At 64.4% G+C, this 16943-nt stretch carries 17 protein-coding genes; 4 read left to right on the plus strand and 13 right to left on the minus strand.

The genetic code is table 11. From position 1 onward, the window contains the following. Position 1 precedes the first annotated feature (1 nt). The 13 genes from phaC (H040_RS12340) to gshB form a co-directional block, all read right to left on the minus strand. Positions 2 to 1684 (minus strand): class II poly(R)-hydroxyalkanoic acid synthase, encoded by a 1683-nt coding sequence (gene phaC / locus H040_RS12340; RefSeq protein WP_027920647.1) that lies wholly within the window; start codon positions 1682 to 1684, stop codon positions 2 to 4. 68 nt (positions 1685 to 1752) lie between these two features. After that, positions 1753 to 2604: a poly(3-hydroxyalkanoate) depolymerase gene (gene phaZ, locus H040_RS12345; protein ID WP_027920648.1), complete on the minus strand. Its 852-nt coding sequence runs from the start codon at positions 2602 to 2604 to the stop codon at positions 1753 to 1755. Between the two features lie 62 nt (positions 2605 to 2666). Further along, the gene (gene phaC, locus H040_RS12350; RefSeq protein WP_027920649.1) at positions 2667 to 4346 is read right to left on the minus strand and encodes a class II poly(R)-hydroxyalkanoic acid synthase; all 1680 of its coding nucleotides are present in this window, start codon (positions 4344 to 4346) and stop codon (positions 2667 to 2669) included. 353 nt (positions 4347 to 4699) lie between these two features. Then, the gene (locus H040_RS12355; protein ID WP_027920650.1) at positions 4700 to 5077 is read right to left on the minus strand and encodes a gamma-butyrobetaine hydroxylase-like domain-containing protein; all 378 of its coding nucleotides are present in this window, start codon (positions 5075 to 5077) and stop codon (positions 4700 to 4702) included. Between the two features lie 88 nt (positions 5078 to 5165). Next, the gene (gene hslU / locus H040_RS12360; RefSeq protein ID WP_027920651.1) at positions 5166 to 6509 is read right to left on the minus strand and encodes an ATP-dependent protease ATPase subunit HslU; all 1344 of its coding nucleotides are present in this window, start codon (positions 6507 to 6509) and stop codon (positions 5166 to 5168) included. A gap of 73 nt (positions 6510 to 6582) precedes the next feature. Further along, the gene (gene hslV, locus H040_RS12365) at positions 6583 to 7113 is read right to left on the minus strand and encodes an ATP-dependent protease subunit HslV (protein ID WP_027920652.1); all 531 of its coding nucleotides are present in this window, start codon (positions 7111 to 7113) and stop codon (positions 6583 to 6585) included. A 213-nt stretch (positions 7114 to 7326) separates the two neighbouring features. Next, positions 7327 to 8598 (minus strand): dihydroorotase, encoded by a 1272-nt coding sequence (locus tag H040_RS12370; protein ID WP_027920653.1) that lies wholly within the window; start codon positions 8596 to 8598, stop codon positions 7327 to 7329. Continuing rightward, on the minus strand, positions 8595 to 9599 hold the full coding sequence (locus H040_RS12375) for an aspartate carbamoyltransferase catalytic subunit (RefSeq protein WP_027920654.1): 1005 nt from the start codon (positions 9597 to 9599) through the stop codon (positions 8595 to 8597). Before H040_RS12375 ends, H040_RS12370 begins: the two co-directional genes overlap by 4 nt. Before the next feature lie 13 nt (positions 9600 to 9612). Further along, the gene (gene pyrR / locus H040_RS12380) at positions 9613 to 10131 is read right to left on the minus strand and encodes a bifunctional pyr operon transcriptional regulator/uracil phosphoribosyltransferase PyrR (RefSeq protein ID WP_027920655.1); all 519 of its coding nucleotides are present in this window, start codon (positions 10129 to 10131) and stop codon (positions 9613 to 9615) included. Between the two features lie 58 nt (positions 10132 to 10189). Beyond that, positions 10190 to 10615: a Holliday junction resolvase RuvX gene (gene ruvX, locus H040_RS12385; protein ID WP_023378332.1), complete on the minus strand. Its 426-nt coding sequence runs from the start codon at positions 10613 to 10615 to the stop codon at positions 10190 to 10192. Continuing rightward, on the minus strand, positions 10615 to 11184 hold the full coding sequence (locus H040_RS12390; RefSeq protein WP_027920656.1) for a YqgE/AlgH family protein: 570 nt from the start codon (positions 11182 to 11184) through the stop codon (positions 10615 to 10617). Before H040_RS12390 ends, ruvX begins: the two co-directional genes overlap by 1 nt. A gap of 173 nt (positions 11185 to 11357) precedes the next feature. Beyond that, positions 11358 to 12263 (minus strand): energy transducer TonB, encoded by a 906-nt coding sequence (locus H040_RS12395; protein WP_027920657.1) that lies wholly within the window; start codon positions 12261 to 12263, stop codon positions 11358 to 11360. A 91-nt stretch (positions 12264 to 12354) separates the two neighbouring features. Beyond that, a complete protein-coding gene (gene gshB, locus H040_RS12400) occupies positions 12355 to 13308 on the minus strand; it encodes a glutathione synthase (protein ID WP_027920658.1) in 954 nt (317 codons plus the stop codon). A 196-nt stretch (positions 13309 to 13504) separates the two neighbouring features. Here gshB and H040_RS12405 point away from each other — a divergent pair, with 196 nt between their 5' ends. Genes H040_RS12405 through H040_RS12420 form a run of 4 tightly spaced genes read left to right on the plus strand, consistent with a single transcriptional unit; the run spans position 13505 to position 16941 of the window. After that, entirely contained in the window at positions 13505 to 13906 is a 402-nt protein-coding gene (locus H040_RS12405) for a response regulator (protein WP_027920659.1), read from the plus strand. A 46-nt stretch (positions 13907 to 13952) separates the two neighbouring features. Then, positions 13953 to 14318 carry a twitching motility response regulator PilH gene (gene pilH, locus H040_RS12410; RefSeq protein ID WP_027920660.1) on the plus strand — a complete coding sequence of 122 codons (366 nt, stop codon included), beginning with the start codon at positions 13953 to 13955 and terminating at the stop codon, positions 14316 to 14318. Next, entirely contained in the window at positions 14315 to 14869 is a 555-nt protein-coding gene (locus tag H040_RS12415) for a chemotaxis protein CheW (RefSeq protein ID WP_008094837.1), read from the plus strand. Before pilH ends, H040_RS12415 begins: the two co-directional genes overlap by 4 nt. A gap of 47 nt (positions 14870 to 14916) precedes the next feature. Beyond that, on the plus strand, positions 14917 to 16941 hold the full coding sequence (locus H040_RS12420; protein ID WP_256208141.1) for a methyl-accepting chemotaxis protein: 2025 nt from the start codon (positions 14917 to 14919) through the stop codon (positions 16939 to 16941). The last annotated feature ends 2 nt before the right edge of the window (positions 16942 to 16943 follow it).

Raw genomic sequence — 16943 nt, forward strand, 5'->3', positions numbered from 1 at the left:
CTCATCGGGTCAGGACATAGGTGCCTGGCGCAGGGCCCAGCGGTGGATAGGTCGCGTTGCCCAGCTCCGTGCGTGGTGCCTTGAGCGGGCCGGAACGTGGCGTGATCCACTCCAGCCACAGCGGCCACCAGCTGCCGTCGCGGCGCTGTGCGTCATGGAACCAGGCGCGTGGGTCGCTCGAGAGCTTGGGGTTCTCCAGGTAATACGCCTTGGGGTTGCCGGGTGGGTTGATGATGCTCTGGATGTGCCCGCTGTTGGCCAGCACGAACTGCCGGTCGCCACCGAGCAGCAAGGCCGAGCGATATACCGCGTCCCATGGCGTGATGTGATCGTTGCTGCCAGCCACGGTGAAGCTGTCGAGGTCGACCTGCTTGAGATCGATCGGTGTGCCGCACACCTCCAGGCCTGCGGGGTGGGTCAGCGGGTTGACCTTGAAGAAGTCCAGCAGGTCGCCATGCAGGGCGGCTGGCAGGCGTGTGCTGTCGGCGTTCCAGTAGAGAATGTCGAAGGCCGGCGGGGTCTTGCCGAGCAGGTAGTTGTTGACCCAGTAATTCCAGATCAAGTCGTTGGGCCGCATCCAGGCAAAGATCCGTGCCACCTCGCCGCCGTCCAGCACGCCGCGCTGGTACGAGCGACGCTTGGCCGCCTCGATGGTCTGCTCGTCGGCGAACAGGCTTGCAGGGCTGTCGAACTTGCTGTCGAGCAGGCTGACCAGGTAAGTGGCGCTACGTATCCGGCGCAGCTGGTGCTTGGCTTGCAGATGGCCCTGCAGCGCGGCCATGGTCAGCCCGCCGGCGCAGGCCCCCATCAGGTTCGGGTCGCGGTTACCGCTGATGCTGCGGCAGGCGTTGAGCGCTTCTTCCAGCGCCTGTACATAACTCGAAAGGCCCCACTCACGGTGGCGTGGGTCGGGGTTGCGCCAGCTGACCATGAACACCTGCAGGCCGTTCTTCAGCATGAACTGGACGAAGCTGTTGGTCGGTTGCAGGTCGAAGATGTAGAACTTGTTGATCTGTGGCGGCACCACCAGCACAGGCCGGGCATGTTGTTTTTCGCTCATCGGCTTGTACTGGATCAGCTCCAGCAGTTCGTTGCGAAACACCACGGCGCCGGGGGTGGCAGCCAGATTGCCGCCGACTTCGAAGGCGCGCTCATCGACCTGACGCGGCAGGCCGTCGTTGTGGCGCAAGTCGTCGAGCAAGTGAGCAACGCCCCGCACCAGGCTCTGCCCGCCGGTGTTGAACAGTTCCTTGACCGCCAGCGGGTTGAGCAGCGAGTTGCTCGGTGCCAGGGCGTCGTTGATCAGGTTGAACAGAAAATGCGCACGGGCCCGGTCATCGTCGTCCAGGTGGCTTTCCTCGATCCACAGGCGGGTCTGTTTCTGCCAGGCCAGGTAGGCCTGCAGGCCGCGCCGGTAGAACGGGTTCTGGCTCCACGTAGGATCGCTGAAACGTGCATCACGCGCGCTCGGCTGATAGGGCGTGTCGCCGAGCATCACCCGGCCCAGCTGGCCGCCCAGGGCCACCAGGTGGCGGGCGGTGTGCAGCGGGTTGAGCAAGCCATGGCGGCCTACGCTGCGCAAGGTGGAAATCAGGTCGCGACCGCGCACGCCAAGGATGGCGTTCTGCACATTCATGCTGGTGGCGGGGAGCGTTGACGTTCCTTTGGCCGGCTTTTCTTTCATGGCAACAACTCCCTTGTCAGGCCACGGTCGTACTCATCAGTTGTGCTCTTGCAACAGCAAGCAACAATTCAGCCACCAGAGGCCGGACTGGGATGCATGACCGCGCGCTGACGTTCTTGCTGGAGAAACTTCATGATAATGGGGGCGACTGCCTCGGCCCGGGTGATCAGGAACAGATGACCGTCGTCGATAATGTGTAGCTGGGCATTGGGAATTCGCCAGGCCAGCAGGCGCATGTTGATCAGCGGGATCAGCGGGTCGTCGTCGCCGGCCAGCACCAGGGTTGGCTGCTGGATCTTGTGCAGCCAGTGAATGCTGGTCCAGCCCAGCCCGGCAAACAGCTGCCAGTAGTAGCCCAGCTTGCCGCCCGAGCGCACCTTGGCCGCATGGTGCATGGCCAGCTCCGGGTCGCGGCGGAAACCGCCGCCATAGATCATCGGCGCGATACGGATGACATGCGATGGCTGCACGTAGCGCCTTGGGCTGGCCATCATCCACAGCACCTTGGGCTTGCCCGGCACCATCACTGCACCTGCAGCGGTGGCTGCCAGCACCAGCTTCTTGCAGCGCTCGGGGTAGTCATGGGCAAACTGCTGGGCCAGGGCGCCGCCCCAGGACACGCCGATGACATTGACCTGGCCGTAGTCCAGGTAGTCGAGCATGCGTGCGGTCAGCTTGGCCAGGCCGGGAAAGCGGTAAGGGTGGCGCGGGGTGGACGAACCACCCACACCGGGGACGTCGAAGGCGATGACTTCCAGGTCCGGGTCCAGTGCCTCGATGAACGGGAACACCAGCTCCAGGTTGGCGCCGATGCCGTTGAAGATCAGCAGCGGCGTCAGGTGCGGCTTGCCCGGGCGCACCGCGGTACGGATGGATTGGTCGTCCAGCTCGACGGTGCGGAATATGTAGGGTAGCGGCATGCGCGTGGCTCTGTGGCTTGATAATGCACCGTGGCACGCTCCGCGCGCCACGGCATTGCGACTCAACGCTCGTGGACGTAAGTCCCCGGTGCAGCCTCGCCGGCGGCATACGCGCGGTTGCCCAGGCGCGTCGGGGCCTTTTTCAGCTCGCCGGCGCGTTCGCCCAGCCAGGTTTGCCAGTACAGCCACCAGGAGTCGGCATGCTTTTCGGCGTTCTCCTGCCAGGCCACCGGGTCGCCCGGGCGGTCGGCGCCGGTCATGAAGCGGGCCTTGGGGTTGCCTGGCGGGTTGAGAATGCTCTGGATGTGGCCGCTGTTGGACAGCACGAACTCGATCTTGCCGCCGAACAGGTGCGCCGAGCGGTAGCACGACTGCCACGGGGTGATATGGTCGGAGGTGCCGGCGACGCTGAAGATGTCGCACTGGACTTTCTTCAGGTCGATGGCAGTGCCGCACACTTCCAGGGCATCCGGGCGGATCAGCGGGTTGTTCTTGAACAGCTCGATCAGGTCGCCGTGGAAGGCGGCGGGCAAGCGCGTGGTGTCGTTGTTCCAGAACAGGATGTCGAACACCGGTGGCTCGTTGCCGAGCAGGTAGTTGTTGACCCAGTAGTTCCAGATCAGGTCGTTGGGCCGCATCCAGGCGAACACCTTGGCCATGTCGCTGCCTTCAAGCACCCCGGACTGGTAGGAGTGGCGCTTGGCAGCCTCGAGCGTCTGCTCATCGACGAACAGCGCGACCTCGGTGTCCATGGTGGTGTCCAGCACGCTGACCAGCAGGGTCAGGGCGTTGACTTTCTGCTCGCCCAGCGCGGCGTAGTGGCCGACCAGAGCGGTGCAGGTGATGCCACCGGAGCAGGCGCCGAGCATGTTCAGGTCCTTGCTGCCGGTGATCGCCAGTACCGCGTCGACCGCTTCCTTGAGGGCATCGATGTAGGTCGACAGGCCCCATTCACGCTGGGCCTTGGTCGGGTTGCGCCAGCTGATGATGAAGGTCTGTTGCTGCGAACGCAGGCAGAAGCGCGCCAGGCTCTTTTCCGGGCTCAGGTCGAAGACGTAGAACTTGTTGATCTGCGGGGGCACCACCAGCAGCGGGCGGGCATGCACCTGCTCGGTGATGGGGCTGTACTGGATCAGCTCCAGCACATCGTTGCGGTAGACCACGGCGCCTTCGCTGGTGCCGAGGTTCTTGCCGACCTCGAACGCGTCCATGTTGACCTGGCTGGGCATGCCGCCGTTGTTGACCACGTCCTTGGCCAGGTTGGACAGGCCGTCCAGCAGGCTCTTGCCGCCGGTTTCGAAGAAGCGCTTGACCGCCGCCGGGTTGGACAGGGTGTTGGTCGGCGCCATGGCTTCGGTCATCAGGTTGATGACGAACTGGCCACGGCTGATGTCCTGGGGCGACAGGTCGCTGTTGCCGATCCACTCCTGCAGCTCCTTGCGCCAGGCCAGGTAAGTCTGCAGGTAACGGCGGTAAAGCGGGTTGTTGCTCCAGGCCGGGTCCTGGAAGCGACGGTCGTCGCCTTCCGGGGCGAGGTTGGACTTGCCCAGCAGCACGTTCTTCAGCTCAAGGCCGAAGTGCGCCACATGTTTGGCACTGTGCAGCGGTTGGCGCAGGGCCTGACGCAGCACGGTACGCGCAGAGCTCAGCAGGTCCTTGCGGCGGATGCCGATGACCGGGTTCAGCCCCAGGGTGTTTTCCGAGGCTTGCCGCTGCAACTCATCGTTGTTCTTGTTACTCATCTACGACGCTCCGTTGTCCTGAGACGAGTACCGGATTGCTGTGGCGCAATGCACAGCGGACAGCCCGGTACCACTACTCGGGTGACCAGTGATAAGGAACAGCGGTGCTGCGGGCCGGATGCATTCGGCGATGAGCTGCGGGGGATTCTGCGTGTGAAGACAGCCTGCTTTCGCTCGCGACCTCTACATACCGGCCAGTGCCTGATTGCCCTGAAGGCGATGCAGGGAACTTGCCAGCTCCATTGGTTACCCGACTTTCATGTAATGCGCAAGACAACCCGTTGAAGAGTTGTCTGTAAGGCATTCAAACAGATGAGATTAGAAAATGCGCTCTAAAGCCTGGGAAGCTTGAGCTAGAGCATGAGTTTGACCACCGATTCGGCCGGGTCGCGGGACTTGCCGGCCTTGTGCAGCTCATCGAGGTACTCGGCCCATAGCTGCTCCTGGCGCAGGCACAGTTGCTCGAGGTACTCCCAGGTGAACAGGCCGCTGTCATGGCCGTCGTCGAAGGTCAATTTCAGTGCATATTGGCCAGCAGGTTCCAGGCCGGCCAGGCCGACGTTGATCTTGCCAAATTGCAGGATGGGATTGCCGTGCCCCTGGACTTCGGCGGAAGGCGAGTGCACACGCAGGAATTCGGCGGGTAGCTGATAGACCTCGCCGGGGGCGTAGGTGAGGCTGAGGGTCTTGGAGGCTTTGTGCAGGTTGATGGCGGTGGGCAGGCGAGCCATGGTCTGGAGTCTCTTGAGAGCTGATGGTGCAAGCTTCGAGTGATTCAGGCCATTGTGCAAGGGGGCCGCAAAGCGGCCCCCTGCGGTCTTACAGGATGTAGCGCGACAGGTCTTCGTTCTGTGCCAGCTCACCCAGGTGGCCATTCACATACGCCGCATCGATGAGAATCGGTGCTTCGTCGTGGGTGCTGGCCAGGTCACCGGCACTGAACGACACCTCTTCGAGCAGGCGCTCGAGCAGGGTGTGCAGGCGGCGAGCACCGATGTTCTCGGTCTTCTCGTTGACCTGGTAGGCGATTTCGGCCAGGCGCTTGATACCGTCGGCGGCGAACTCGATGTTCAGGCCTTCGGTCTTCAGCAGCGCACTGTACTGCTCGGTCAGCGAGGCGTGCGGCTCTTGGAGGATGCGCTCGAAGTCTTCCGGGGTCAGCGCCTTGAGCTCTACACGAATCGGCAGGCGGCCTTGCAGCTCTGGCACAAGGTCGCTTGGCTTGCTCAGGTGGAACGCACCGGAGGCGATGAACAGGATGTGGTCGGTCTTGACCATGCCCAGCTTGGTGTTGACGGTACAGCCTTCGATCAGCGGCAGCAGGTCGCGCTGCACGCCCTCGCGGGATACATCGGCGCCGCCGACATTGCCACGCTTGGCCACCTTGTCGATTTCGTCGATGAACACGATGCCGTGCTGCTCGACTGCTTCCAGGGCCTTGCCCTTGAGTTCTTCCTCGTTGACCAGGCGGCTGGCTTCTTCGTCACGCACCATCTTCAGTGCTTCCTTGACCTTCAGCTTGCGGGTCTTGCGCTTGCCCTTGCCCATGTTGGCGAACAGGCTTTGCAGCTGGTTGGTCATCTCTTCCATGCCGGGTGGCGCGGCGATTTCGACGCCCATGTTCTCGGCGACTTCGATCTCGATTTCCTTGTCGTCCAGCTGGCCTTCGCGCAGGCGCTTGCGGAACAGCTGGCGGGTGTTGGAATCGGTGCTGGTCTGCGCGGCTTCCTCGCTGAAGCTGCTGACCCGCGCCTGCGGCAGCAGGGCGTCGAGGATGCGGTCTTCGGCGGCGTCTTCGGCACGGTGGCGTACGCGGACGATTTCCTGCTCGCGCAGCATTTTCAGCGCGGCATCGGCCAGGTCACGGATGATCGACTCGACGTCGCGGCCGACGTAGCCGACTTCGGTGAACTTGGTCGCTTCGACCTTGAGGAACGGCGCGTTGGCCAGCTTGGCCAGGCGGCGGGCGATTTCGGTCTTGCCGACGCCGGTCGGGCCGATCATCAGGATGTTCTTCGGCGTCACTTCGGCACGCAGCTCGGCGGGGAGCTGCATCCGCCGCCAGCGGTTGCGCAGGGCGATGGCAACGGCGCGCTTGGCGTCGTCCTGGCCGATGATGTGGCGGTTGAGTTCGTGGACGATCTCGCGGGGGGTCATGGACATGATCAATACGGTCCTGAGGCGGAGTGTTCGGCGTGGAAAAGTCCCGCTACGAGCGGGACGCCAGAACAGCTGATCACTCGGCCAGGTCCTGCTCCTCGATGGTCAGGTTGTGGTTGGTGAACACGCAGATGTCACCGGCGATGTTCAGGGCAGCCTCGGTGATTTCCCGGGCCGACAGGTCGGTCTTGTTCAGCAGGGCGCGGGCCGCGGCCTGGGCATAGCCACCACCGGAACCCATGGCGATCAGGCCGTCTTCCGGCTCGACCACGTCACCGTTGCCGGTGATGATCAGCGATGCGTCTTTGTTGGCTACGGCCAGCATGGCTTCCAGGCGGCTCAGGGAGCGGTCGGTACGCCACTCTTTGGCCAGCTCGACAGCTGCACGCACCAGGTGACCGGAATGTTTCTGCAGTTGGGCTTCGAAGCGCTCGAACAGGGTGAATGCATCGGCGGTAGCACCGGCGAAACCGGCGATCACTTCGCCGTTGTACAGGCGACGGACCTTCTTGGCGTTGCCTTTCATTACGGTGTTGCCGAGGGATACCTGGCCGTCGCCGCCCATGACGACTTTGCCGTTACGGCGGACAGAAACGATGGTGGTCAAGGGGAGAGTCTCCACGCAGCGGGGCAAAATTGCCTGATGCAGACTCATATGGGGGTGGGGAGGAAGATTTCAACCGCGGGGGATGAATGGTCGCGCTTGGCAGGAATATCTGCGTTGCTTCCTTCGCGGGTAAACCCGCTCCCACAGGTATAGTGCTGCGCCTGAGGGCAGCAGGGTCCCTGTGGGAGCGGGTTTACCCGCGAAGGGCCCTACTCAGGCCTCGTGGCAGAGGTGCCCATCGACCAAGGTATAACGCACGGCAGCCGGCAGGTAGTGGCCGATGAATGGGCAGTTTTCGCCGCGCGACAGCCATTGCTCACCGGCAATCGTCGAGGCCTTGGGATCGAACAGCACCAGGTCGGCCGCGCCGCCGACTTTCAGTTCGCCGGCCGGCAGGCGCATGGCCTTGGCCGGGCCGCTGCTCAGGCGGGCGAGCAGGGTTGGCAGGTCGAGCAGGCCGTCCTCGACCAGGGTCATTGCCAGCGGCAGCAGCAGTTCGACGCTGCTGATGCCCGGTTCGGTGGCGCCGAACGGTGCCAGCTTGGCATCGCGCTCATGGGGCTGGTGGTGGCTCGAGATCGCCTGAATGACCCCCGATTTCACCGCTGCGCGCAGGCCGTCGCGGTCGGCAGCGGTGCGCAGTGGCGGCTGCACGTGGTACAGGCTGGAGAACTCGCGCAGCGATTCGTCGGTGAGGATCAGCTGGTACAGCGCCACGTCTGCCGTCACCGGCAGGCCCAGCTGCTGGGCCTGCTCGATCAGTCGTGCACCACGGGCGCTGGTGATCTGGGTGAAGTGCGCACGCACGCCGGTCTGTTCCACCAGCAGCAGGTTGCGCGCCAGGGCCACGGTTTCGGCGGTCTCGGGAATGCCGGGCAGGCCGAGGAAGCTGGCCATGGCGCCCTCATGTGCCAGGCCGCCCTGGGCCAGGTCGCGGTCCTGGGAGTGGAACACCACGGTCAGGTCGAAGGTGGCGGCGTATTCCAGGGCTCGGGCCAGGGTACGGTTGTTGGGGATTTCTTTCAGGCCATTGCCAAAGGCCACGCAGCCGGTGTCGCGCAGGGCAACCAGTTCAGCCAGCTGTTCGCCTTCAAGGCCCTTGGTCAGGGCGCCGATTGGGTAGACCTTGCTGTTGGCGGCTTCGCGGGCGCGGTCGAGGATCAGCTCGGCCACTGCCGAGGTGTCCAGCACCGGCTTGGTCTGCGGCGGGCAGCACAGGCTGGTGACGCCACCGGCCACGGCGGCGCGGGTTTCACTGGCGATGGAGCCCTTGCGGCTGTAGCCCGGCTCGCGCAGGGAGACGCCGAGGTCGACCAGGCCGGGCGCGGCGATCAGGCCGTCAGCGGCGATGGTGCGGCTGGCGCTGAAGCCGGCCGGGGCGGCACCGATGGCGGCAATGCGCCCGCCGTCCAGGTGCAGGTCGGTGACCTGGTCCAGGCCGCTGACAGGGTCGATGACCCGGGCGCCAAGAATACTGATGGTCACAGGGCGTTCTCCTGGTCGAATTGACGTTGCGCGTTCTGCCCGCTCATGGCCATGGACAGCACGGCCATGCGCACGGCGATGCCGTAGGTGACCTGGTTGAGAATCACCGAGTGTTTGCCGTCGGCCACCGCCGATTCGATCTCCACCCCGCGGTTGATCGGGCCTGGGTGCATGACGATGGCATCGGGCTTGGCGCCGGCCAGGCGCGCGGTGGTCAGGCCGAACAGGCGGTAGAACTCGCCTTCGCTGGGCAGCAGGCCGCCCGCCATGCGCTCACGCTGCAGGCGCAGCATGATCACCACGTCGACGTCTTTCAGGCCTTCGGCGAGGTCGGTGTAGACCTTCACGCCGTATTGCTCGATGCCAATCGGGATCAGGGTTTTCGGGCCGATCACGCGGATGTCCGGGCAGCCCAGTGCTTTGAGCGCGAGCATGTCGGAGCGGGCCACGCGCGAGTGCAGGATGTCGCCGACGATCGCTACCGAGAGGTTCTCGAAGCTGCCCTTGTGGCGACGGATGGTCAGCATGTCGAGCATGCCCTGGGTCGGGTGCGCGTGGCGGCCGTCACCGCCGTTGATCACGGCGACGTCCGGGCACACGTGCTCGGCGATGAAGTGCGCGGCGCCGGAATCGGAGTGGCGCACGACGAACATGTCGGCGGCCATGGCTTCGAGGTTGCGCAGGGTGTCGAACAGCGTCTCGCCCTTGCTGGTCGAGGACGTCGACACGTTCAGGCTGATCACGTCGGCCGACAGGCGCTGGGCAGCCAGTTCGAAGGTGGTGCGGGTACGGGTCGAGTTCTCGAAGAACACGTTGCACACGGTCTTGCCGCGCAGCAACGGGACTTTCTTCACGGCCCGGGCGCCGACTTCAAGGAACGAGTCGGCGGTGTCGAGGATCTCGGTGAGCAGTTCGCGGGGCAAACCGTCGAGCGAGAGGAAATGGCGTAGCTGGCCCTGATCATTGAGCTGCAGCGGGCGCTTGGCGTCGATTGGCGTCATCGCGAGGGGACTCTTAAAGGGCAGAAGCAGTGGCGAGGTCCTGGCGCTCGAGGGCGAGCGGTGCGGGGCCGGTCAATTTTACCCGTTCATGGGCAGCCAGCGACAGGGTGGCGCCGAGCACATTGGGGCGGATGGGCAGTTCACCGGCATCCAGGTCGAGCAGGCAGACCAGGGTAACACTGGCCGGGCGGCCGTAATCGAACAGTTCGTTGAGTGCGGCGCGGATGGTGCGACCGCTCATCAGCACATCGTCGATCAGCACCAGGTGCTGGCCTTCGACCTCGAACGGCAGCTCCGACGGGCGCACCTGTGGGTGCAGGCCGTTCTGGCTGAAGTCATCGCGATAGAACGACACGTCCAGGGTGCCGAGTGGGGACTGGTCGGCCATTTCCTGCTGCAGGGCCTGGGCAACCCAGACACCGCCAGTGCGGATGCCGATGAAGCGCGGCTCGGTGATGGCGCGGCGGGCCAGATGGGCGCGAAGGTCGACAGCCATCTGCCGGATCAGGTCGGCGGGATTGGGTAGGCTCATTGCGTATCTCCTGGGGCGCCGGGGGCGTTGTGATTGCCCCGACGTAAACGCGGAAAGATCAGGTATTGGCCTCCAGCCAGCCTTGCAGCAGCAGGGCTGCGGCAATGGCGTCGACCGGGTTGTCACGGTAGCTGCCGTGGCGGCCGCCACGGGCCATCTGCTCGCCCTTGGCTTCGAAGGTGGTCAGGCGTTCATCGTGCGTGTGCACCGGCAGGTTGAAGCGGCCATTGAGGCGGCGGGCAAACTTTTCGGCGCGCTCGCTCATGTCGCTGGGCGTGCCATCCATGTTCAGCGGCAGGCCGACGACAATGGCATCGGGCTTCCATTCCTTGATCAGCTTCTCAACCTGATTCCAGTCCGGTACGCCGTTTTGCGCCTTGAGCACGCAAAGCTCGCGGGCCTGGCCGGTAATCACCTGGCCGACGGCCACACCGATCTGTTTGCTGCCGTAGTCGAACCCCAACAATAGACGTAGCTCGGCCATCAGGCGTGCCCCGCCTGGCTGGTCAGCAGGCTGAGGTTGATGCCCAGGCTGCGGGCTGCAGCGCCCAGGCGCTGTTCGCTGGCCATGGCGAAGAGGATGTCCGGGTCGAACGGGCAGTTGAGCCAGGCGTTATCGGCCAGTTCAGCTTCCAGCTGGCCCGCTTCCCAGCCGGCATAACCGAGCGTGATCAAGCTTTTTTGTGGCCCGGCGCCTTCGGCGATGGCGAACAGCACGTCCTGCGAGGTGGACAGCGACAGGCCTTGCAGCTCGACGGTAGCCTGATAGCTGCATTCGCCGCTGTGCAGGACAAAACCGCGGTCGGTCTGCACCGGGCCACCCTGGTAGATGGGGACCTGCAAGGTGCTGGCTGGAGGTACCTCGTTCGGGCGCAATTGCTCGAGAATGTCGGCCAGGTTCAGCTCCTGTGGTCGGTTGACCACCAGGCCCATGGCGCCATTGGCATTGTGCTCGACGATGTACGTGAGGGTCTGGGCAAAGTTCGGATCAGCCATGTGCGGCATGGCGATCAGGAACTGATGCTTGAGGTAGCTCGGGCTGAGGGTTTTCATGGGGGATAGTGTGGCGCCAGGTGGCGAGGCTGACAAGGTGCTCGGCTTGGCTGTTTTGGGGCTGCTGTGCAGCCCTTGCGCGACACAAGGCCGCTCCCACAGGGCTCGCGCGGTTTCTGGAGGAGCGGCCTTGTGTCGCGAAAGGGCCGCTAAGCGGCCCCGCCAATTTCAGATCAGTTACTGGACAGGCGGTCGCCGCGGGCAAAGCGCCAGGTGCGGATGATCTCCAGCCGGTCGAACTCGGCCAGGTCCCCGGTAAACGGCGCAAATGGCGCCGCGAGCCGCACGATGCGCTGCGCCGCCTGGTCCAGTACAGGCTGCCCGGACGACTCCAGCACCAGCACCTCATACAGCGAGCCATCGCGGTTGATCGACACCATCATCCGCAAATTGCCGTAGATCTGCTGCCGGCGTGCCTCGTCGGGGTAGTTCAGGTTACCGACCCGCTCGACCTTCTTGCGCCACTCTTCCTTGTACCAGGCGCCCTTGTCGCGCATGGTCGAAGCTGCATTCAGGCGGTGAATGCGCGGGCGCTTGGCGTACATCTGCTGTTCGTTGGAAAGCTCCGCCTCCAGGCTGGCGATCTGGCTCGACAGCTGCGAGCTGTCGAAGTCTGGCGTGGCCGCCGCCGGCTTGGGCTGTGGCTTGCTTTCCTTCGGTTTGGGCTCGACCTTCTGCGCTTTCTGGGCCTTGGTCGCCACCGCGGACTTCTCTGGCGTGGGCGGTGGGGCTACTTCGGGTTTGGCCGCAGGGGGGGGAGTGACCTTGTTGATCTTGCTGTCCTGGAACGGCGCCACCTCGGTGGTGGTGGGGACCGCTTTCTTTTCCAGGGTGCCGCTGCCCTGTTGGTTGTCCTGAGCCTGGTAATCAGCCTTCTTTGGCGCTTTCTCGCTTTTGAAGGTGGCCAGGGTGATGTCCATGGTCTGGCGGATTTCAGCCGGTTTGACCACGGTAAAGCCGACGCCAAGGATCAGCGCCAGGTGCACCAGGGCAGCCAGGAACAGGGTAAAACCAAGCCGGTCCACCGGGCGAATGCGCGGTGGCAGCAAATCGGCGGGGATGTCGGCAGGCAGCGTCATCAGGTATCCAGCAACCGCAGGGCGGGGCAGCAGGTCAGTCGAAAAGGACCGGCATCATACCCCACTCCGCGCATTTGCTTCGCGTCGGCGGTCAGCGCGCCTTGAGCTTGCGATCAATGGCATCCATCAGCTTGCCACCGATATCGGTGTTGAAGGCGGCGTCGATCTCGCGGATGCAGGTGGGGCTGGTGACGTTGATTTCGGTGAGATAGTCGCCGATCACGTCCAGGCCCACGAATAGCAGGCCCTTTTCGCGCAGGGTCGGGCCGACCTGGGCGGCGATCCAGCGGTCGCGCTCGCTCAGCGGGCGGGCTTCGCCGCGGCCACCGGCGGCCAGGTTGCCGCGCGTCTCGCCGCTGGCCGGAATGCGCGCCAGGCAGTAGTCGACCGGCTCGCCGTCGATCATCAGGATGCGCTTGTCGCCGTCCTTGATCGCCGGCAGGTAAGCCTGCGCCATGATCTGCTGGGCGCCCAGTGCGGTCAGGGTTTCCAGAATCACTGACAGGTTGGGGTCACCTGCCCGGTGGCGGAAGATCGAGGTGCCGCCCATGCCGTCCAGCGGCTTGAGGATCACGTCACCGTGCTCGGCGGCGAACTGGCGGATGATGTCCGGGCGACGGCTGACCAGGGTCGGCGGCGTGCACTGCGGGAACAGCGTAGCGAACAGTTTTTCGTTGCAGTCGCGCAGGCTCTGCGGGCGGTTGACCACCAGTACGCCTTCGGCCTCGGCCTGTTCCAGCAGGTAGGTGCTGTAGACGAACTCCATGTCGAACGGCGGGTCCTTGCGCATCAGGATCACGTCCAGGTCGGCCAGCGGGCTGTCCTGCTCGTCACCCAGCTCGAACCAGCGCGCCGGGTCGGCGAACACGTTCAGCGGGCGCATGCGGGCGCGGGCCTTGCCCTGCGCCTGGTACAGGTCGCGCTGCTCCATGTAGAACAGTTCCCAGCCGCGGGCCTGGGCGGCCAGCAACATGGCCAGCGAGCTGTCCTTCTTGTAGGAGATGGACGCGATCGGGTCCATGACAATGCCGAGGCGAACGCTCATGGGGTGGTTCCTCTTGGCGGCCCGTGGCCGCGGTGAATCGATGGAAAAGTGGCTCAGGGTGGCGCTGTGAGCGCCCTGGGTCAAGGGGGCGGCAGATGGAACGGGCCCCCGGAGTGTGCTAAAAATGCCCTCAGCTTCAAGCTGCAAGCCATCAGTGGCTTGCTGCCCACACTGTGCAGCGATGGTAGCGCGACTTATGGAACAGCCCCTGAAGGTGATGGTGATCGACGATTCCCGCACGATCCGCCGCACCGCGCAGATGTTGCTCGGCGAAGCGGGCTGCGAGGTGATCACCGCCAGTGACGGCTTCGATGCCCTGGCCAAGATCATCGATCACCAGCCACAGATCATCTTCGTCGATGTGCTGATGCCCCGTCTGGACGGTTATCAGACCTGTGCGGTGATCAAGCACAACAGTGCCTTCAAGGACATCCCGGTGATTCTCCTGTCGTCTCGCGACGGCCTGTTCGACAAGGCCCGCGGCCGGGTGGTCGGTTCCGACCAGTTCCTGACCAAACCATTCAGCAAGGAAGAACTGCTCGACGCGATCAGGGCCCATGTACCTGGTTTCGCCGTGCCCGAACAACCCGCACCCTGACCGCGCCGCGCTGGCGCGGCCTTCAATTTCCTGATGGGGAAACAGCATGGCCCGAGTTCTGATTGTCGACGACTCGCCGACAGAGATGTACAGATTGACCGAATGGCTGGAAAAGCACGGTCACCAGGTGCTCAAGGCCAACAACGGTGCCGACGGTGTGGCCCTGGCCCGCCAGGAGAAGCCGGATGCGGTGCTGATGGACATCGTCATGCCTGGCATGAACGGCTTCCAGGCCACCCGCCAGCTCAGCAAGGACCCGGAAACCAGCGCCATCCCCGTGGTGGTGGTAACCACCAAGGACCAGGATACCGACCGTATCTGGGCCACGCGCCAGGGCGCCCGCGACTTCCTGACCAAACCTGTGGAAGAAGACGCGTTGATCGCCAAGCTCAAAGAAGTACTGGGCGCTTGACCACCCGCCCGCAGGGGGCGTCGCTGACTGCCTTCGAGCTGTTGCTGGACATCGACCGGCGCTGCCGCCTGCTGGTGGCCGACCAGCCACCGCAGGATACCCGCCTGCAGCAATGGAGCGGCATCGGCTTTCGTATCGCCGGGCAGTGGTTCGTCGCCCCCATGGGTGAGGTCGCCGAGGTGCTGCGCGAGCCGCGCAGCAGCCGTGTGCCTGGTGTGCAGCCGTGGGTGTGTGGCGTTGCCAACCTGCGTGGCCGGCTGTTGCCGGTGATGGACCTCAGCAGCTTCTTCGGCCTTGGCCCTGCTGCGCCAGGCAAGCAGCGGCGGGTGCTGGTACTGGACCATGAGGACCTGTTCGTGGGCCTGCTGGTCGACGAGGTGCTGGGCCTGCAGCATTTCGCCCTGAGCAGCCTGGAGCTGTCGCCACCGCAGCCGCTGCTGCGAGCTGCCGCCCGCTTCGTGCAGGGGCACTTCCCGCGGGAACGCAACTGGGCGATCTTCAGCCCCTTCGCCCTGGCCCAGGCGCCGGGCTTTCTTGACGTGGCGCTATAGGACTTTCGAACGTGAACAAGCCGGCCACCCCAGTCGCCCCCGCCAGCATGACCCCACGCACACGCAGCATCGTGCAGATCACCGTGCTGTTCGTGATCCTGATTCTGTCGATCATCCTGTTGTTCGCCAACTTCGCCTACCTCAACACCCAGGCCAATCACGACAAGCAGTACATCGGCCATGCCGGCGAGTTGCGGGTGTTGTCCCAGCGCATCGCCAAGAATGCCACCGAGGCGGCGGCGGGCAAGGCCCTGGCATTCAAGCTGCTGTCGGATGCGCGCAACGATTTCGAGCGGCGCTGGAGCTACCTGCGCGAAGGCGACAAGTCCACCGGCCTGCCTGCGGCGCCCGCTGCGGTGCGCGATGAAATGGAAGCCGTGCGCCAGGACTGGGAAAACCTGCGCAAGAACACCGACACCATTCTTGCCAGCGAACAGACCGTGCTGTCGCTGCACCAGGTGGCGGCGACCCTCGCCGAAACCGTGCCGCAGCTGCAGGTCGAGTACGAGAAAGTGGTCGAGATCCTGCTGCAAAGCGGCGCCCCGGCCAACCAGGTGGTGGTAGCCCAGCGCCAGTTGCTGCTGGCCGAGCGTATTCTCGGGTCGGTCAACACGGTACTGGCTGGCGATGACACGGCGGCGCAGGCTGCCGATACCTTCGGCCGCGATGCCAGCCGCTTCGGCCAGGTGCTCGAGGGCATGCTGGGCGGCAACCCGGCCATCCAGGTGACCCGCGTCGAGGACGCAGACGCCCGCGCCCGCCTGGCAGAAATTGCCGAGTTGTTCCAGTTCGTGGCCGGTTCCGTCGATGAAATCCTCGAAACCTCGCCCGAGCTGTTCCGCGTACGCGAAGCGGCCGGCAACATCTTCAGTCTGTCGCAGACCTTGCTCGATGAGGCCTCGCACCTGGCCAACGGTTTCGAAAACCTGGCCAGTGGCCGCACCCTGGATACCGTAGGTGGTTACGCGCTGGGCCTGCTGGCGCTGGCATCGATCATCCTGATCGGCTTGGTGATGGTACGCACTACCCACCGCCAGTTGCATGAAACCGCAGAAAAGAACGAGCGTAACCAGCAAGCGATCATGCGCTTGCTGGATGAGATCGAAGAGCTGGCCGACGGCGACCTGACCGTCACCGTCTCGGTGACCGAAGATTTCACCGGTGCCATCGCCGACTCGATCAACTACTCCGTCGATCAGCTGCGCGATCTGGTGGCCACCATCAACCACAGTGCCGAGCAGGTTGCGGCTGCCGTGCAGGACACGCAGAACACCGCTCGCCAGCTGGCCAAGGCCTCGGAGCACCAGGCCGAACAGATCAGCGAGGCGTCGGAAGCAGTCGGTGACATGGTCGAATCGATCGACCGGGTTTCCGCACATGCCTATGAGTCGGCCAAGGTCGCCGAGCGCTCGGTGGCAATCGCCAACAAGGGTAACGAGGTGGTGCACAACACCATCAACGGCATGGACAATATCCGTGAGCAGATTCAGGACACCGCCAAGCGAATCAAGCGCCTGGGCGAGTCTTCCCAGGAAATTGGCGACATTGTCAGCCTGATCGATGATATTGCCGACCAGACCAATATCCTCGCGCTGAATGCGGCGATTCAGGCCTCGTTGGCGGGTGAAGCTGGCCGTGGCTTTGCCGTGGTCGCCGACGAAGTGCAGCGCCTGGCCGAGCGCTCGTCCTCGGCGACCCGTCAGATCGAAGCGCTGGTGCGGACCATTCAGGCGGACACCAACGAGGCGGTGATCTCCATGGAGCAGACCACCGCCGAGGTGGTGCGCGGTGCGCGCCTGGCCCAGGATGCTGGTGTGGCGCTGGCCGAGATCGAAGGTGTATCGCAGAACCTCGCCGAACTTATCCACAGCATCTCTGACGCAGCCCAGTTGCAGACATCGTCTGCCGGGCAGATTTCCCACACCATGGCGGTGATCCAGCAGATCACCGCACAGACCTCCGCCGGTTCCGGCGCCACCGCCGACAGCATCCGCCACCTGGCACGGATGGCCAGCGAGATGCGCCGCTCGGTCTCTGGTTTCACCCTGCCGGCACCCGCCGAGCGCCGCTGAGG

The organism is Pseudomonas sp. URMO17WK12:I7, from assembly GCF_003269045.1.
In the GTDB taxonomy this organism is placed as follows: domain Bacteria; phylum Pseudomonadota; class Gammaproteobacteria; order Pseudomonadales; family Pseudomonadaceae; genus Aquipseudomonas; species Aquipseudomonas putida_J.

What these genes read in the sequence shown, in the direction of transcription:
- H040_RS12375 (WP_027920654.1), bottom strand. Translation starts at nt 9,599, where the DNA reads ATGACGCCAATCGACGCCAAGCGCCCGCTGCAGCTCAATGATCAGGGC.
- gshB (WP_027920658.1), bottom strand. Translation starts at nt 13,308, where the DNA reads ATGAGCGTTCGCCTCGGCATTGTCATGGACCCGATCGCGTCCATCTCC.
- pyrR (WP_027920655.1), bottom strand. Translation starts at nt 10,131, where the DNA reads ATGAGCCTACCCAATCCCGCCGACCTGATCCGGCAGATGGCTGTCGAC.
- H040_RS12420 (WP_256208141.1), top strand. Translation starts at nt 14,917, where the DNA reads ATGACCCCACGCACACGCAGCATCGTGCAGATCACCGTGCTGTTCGTG.
- H040_RS12405 (WP_027920659.1), top strand. Translation starts at nt 13,505, where the DNA reads ATGGAACAGCCCCTGAAGGTGATGGTGATCGACGATTCCCGCACGATC.
- H040_RS12395 (WP_027920657.1), bottom strand. Translation starts at nt 12,263, where the DNA reads ATGACGCTGCCTGCCGACATCCCCGCCGATTTGCTGCCACCGCGCATT.
- phaZ (WP_027920648.1), bottom strand. Translation starts at nt 2,604, where the DNA reads ATGCCGCTACCCTACATATTCCGCACCGTCGAGCTGGACGACCAATCC.
- phaC (WP_027920649.1), bottom strand. Translation starts at nt 4,346, where the DNA reads ATGAGTAACAAGAACAACGATGAGTTGCAGCGGCAAGCCTCGGAAAAC.
- H040_RS12355 (WP_027920650.1), bottom strand. Translation starts at nt 5,077, where the DNA reads ATGGCTCGCCTGCCCACCGCCATCAACCTGCACAAAGCCTCCAAGACC.
- phaC (WP_027920647.1), bottom strand. Translation starts at nt 1,684, where the DNA reads ATGAAAGAAAAGCCGGCCAAAGGAACGTCAACGCTCCCCGCCACCAGC.
- pilH (WP_027920660.1), top strand. Translation starts at nt 13,953, where the DNA reads ATGGCCCGAGTTCTGATTGTCGACGACTCGCCGACAGAGATGTACAGA.
- hslU (WP_027920651.1), bottom strand. Translation starts at nt 6,509, where the DNA reads ATGTCCATGACCCCCCGCGAGATCGTCCACGAACTCAACCGCCACATC.
- ruvX (WP_023378332.1), bottom strand. Translation starts at nt 10,615, where the DNA reads ATGGCCGAGCTACGTCTATTGTTGGGGTTCGACTACGGCAGCAAACAG.
- H040_RS12390 (WP_027920656.1), bottom strand. Translation starts at nt 11,184, where the DNA reads ATGAAAACCCTCAGCCCGAGCTACCTCAAGCATCAGTTCCTGATCGCC.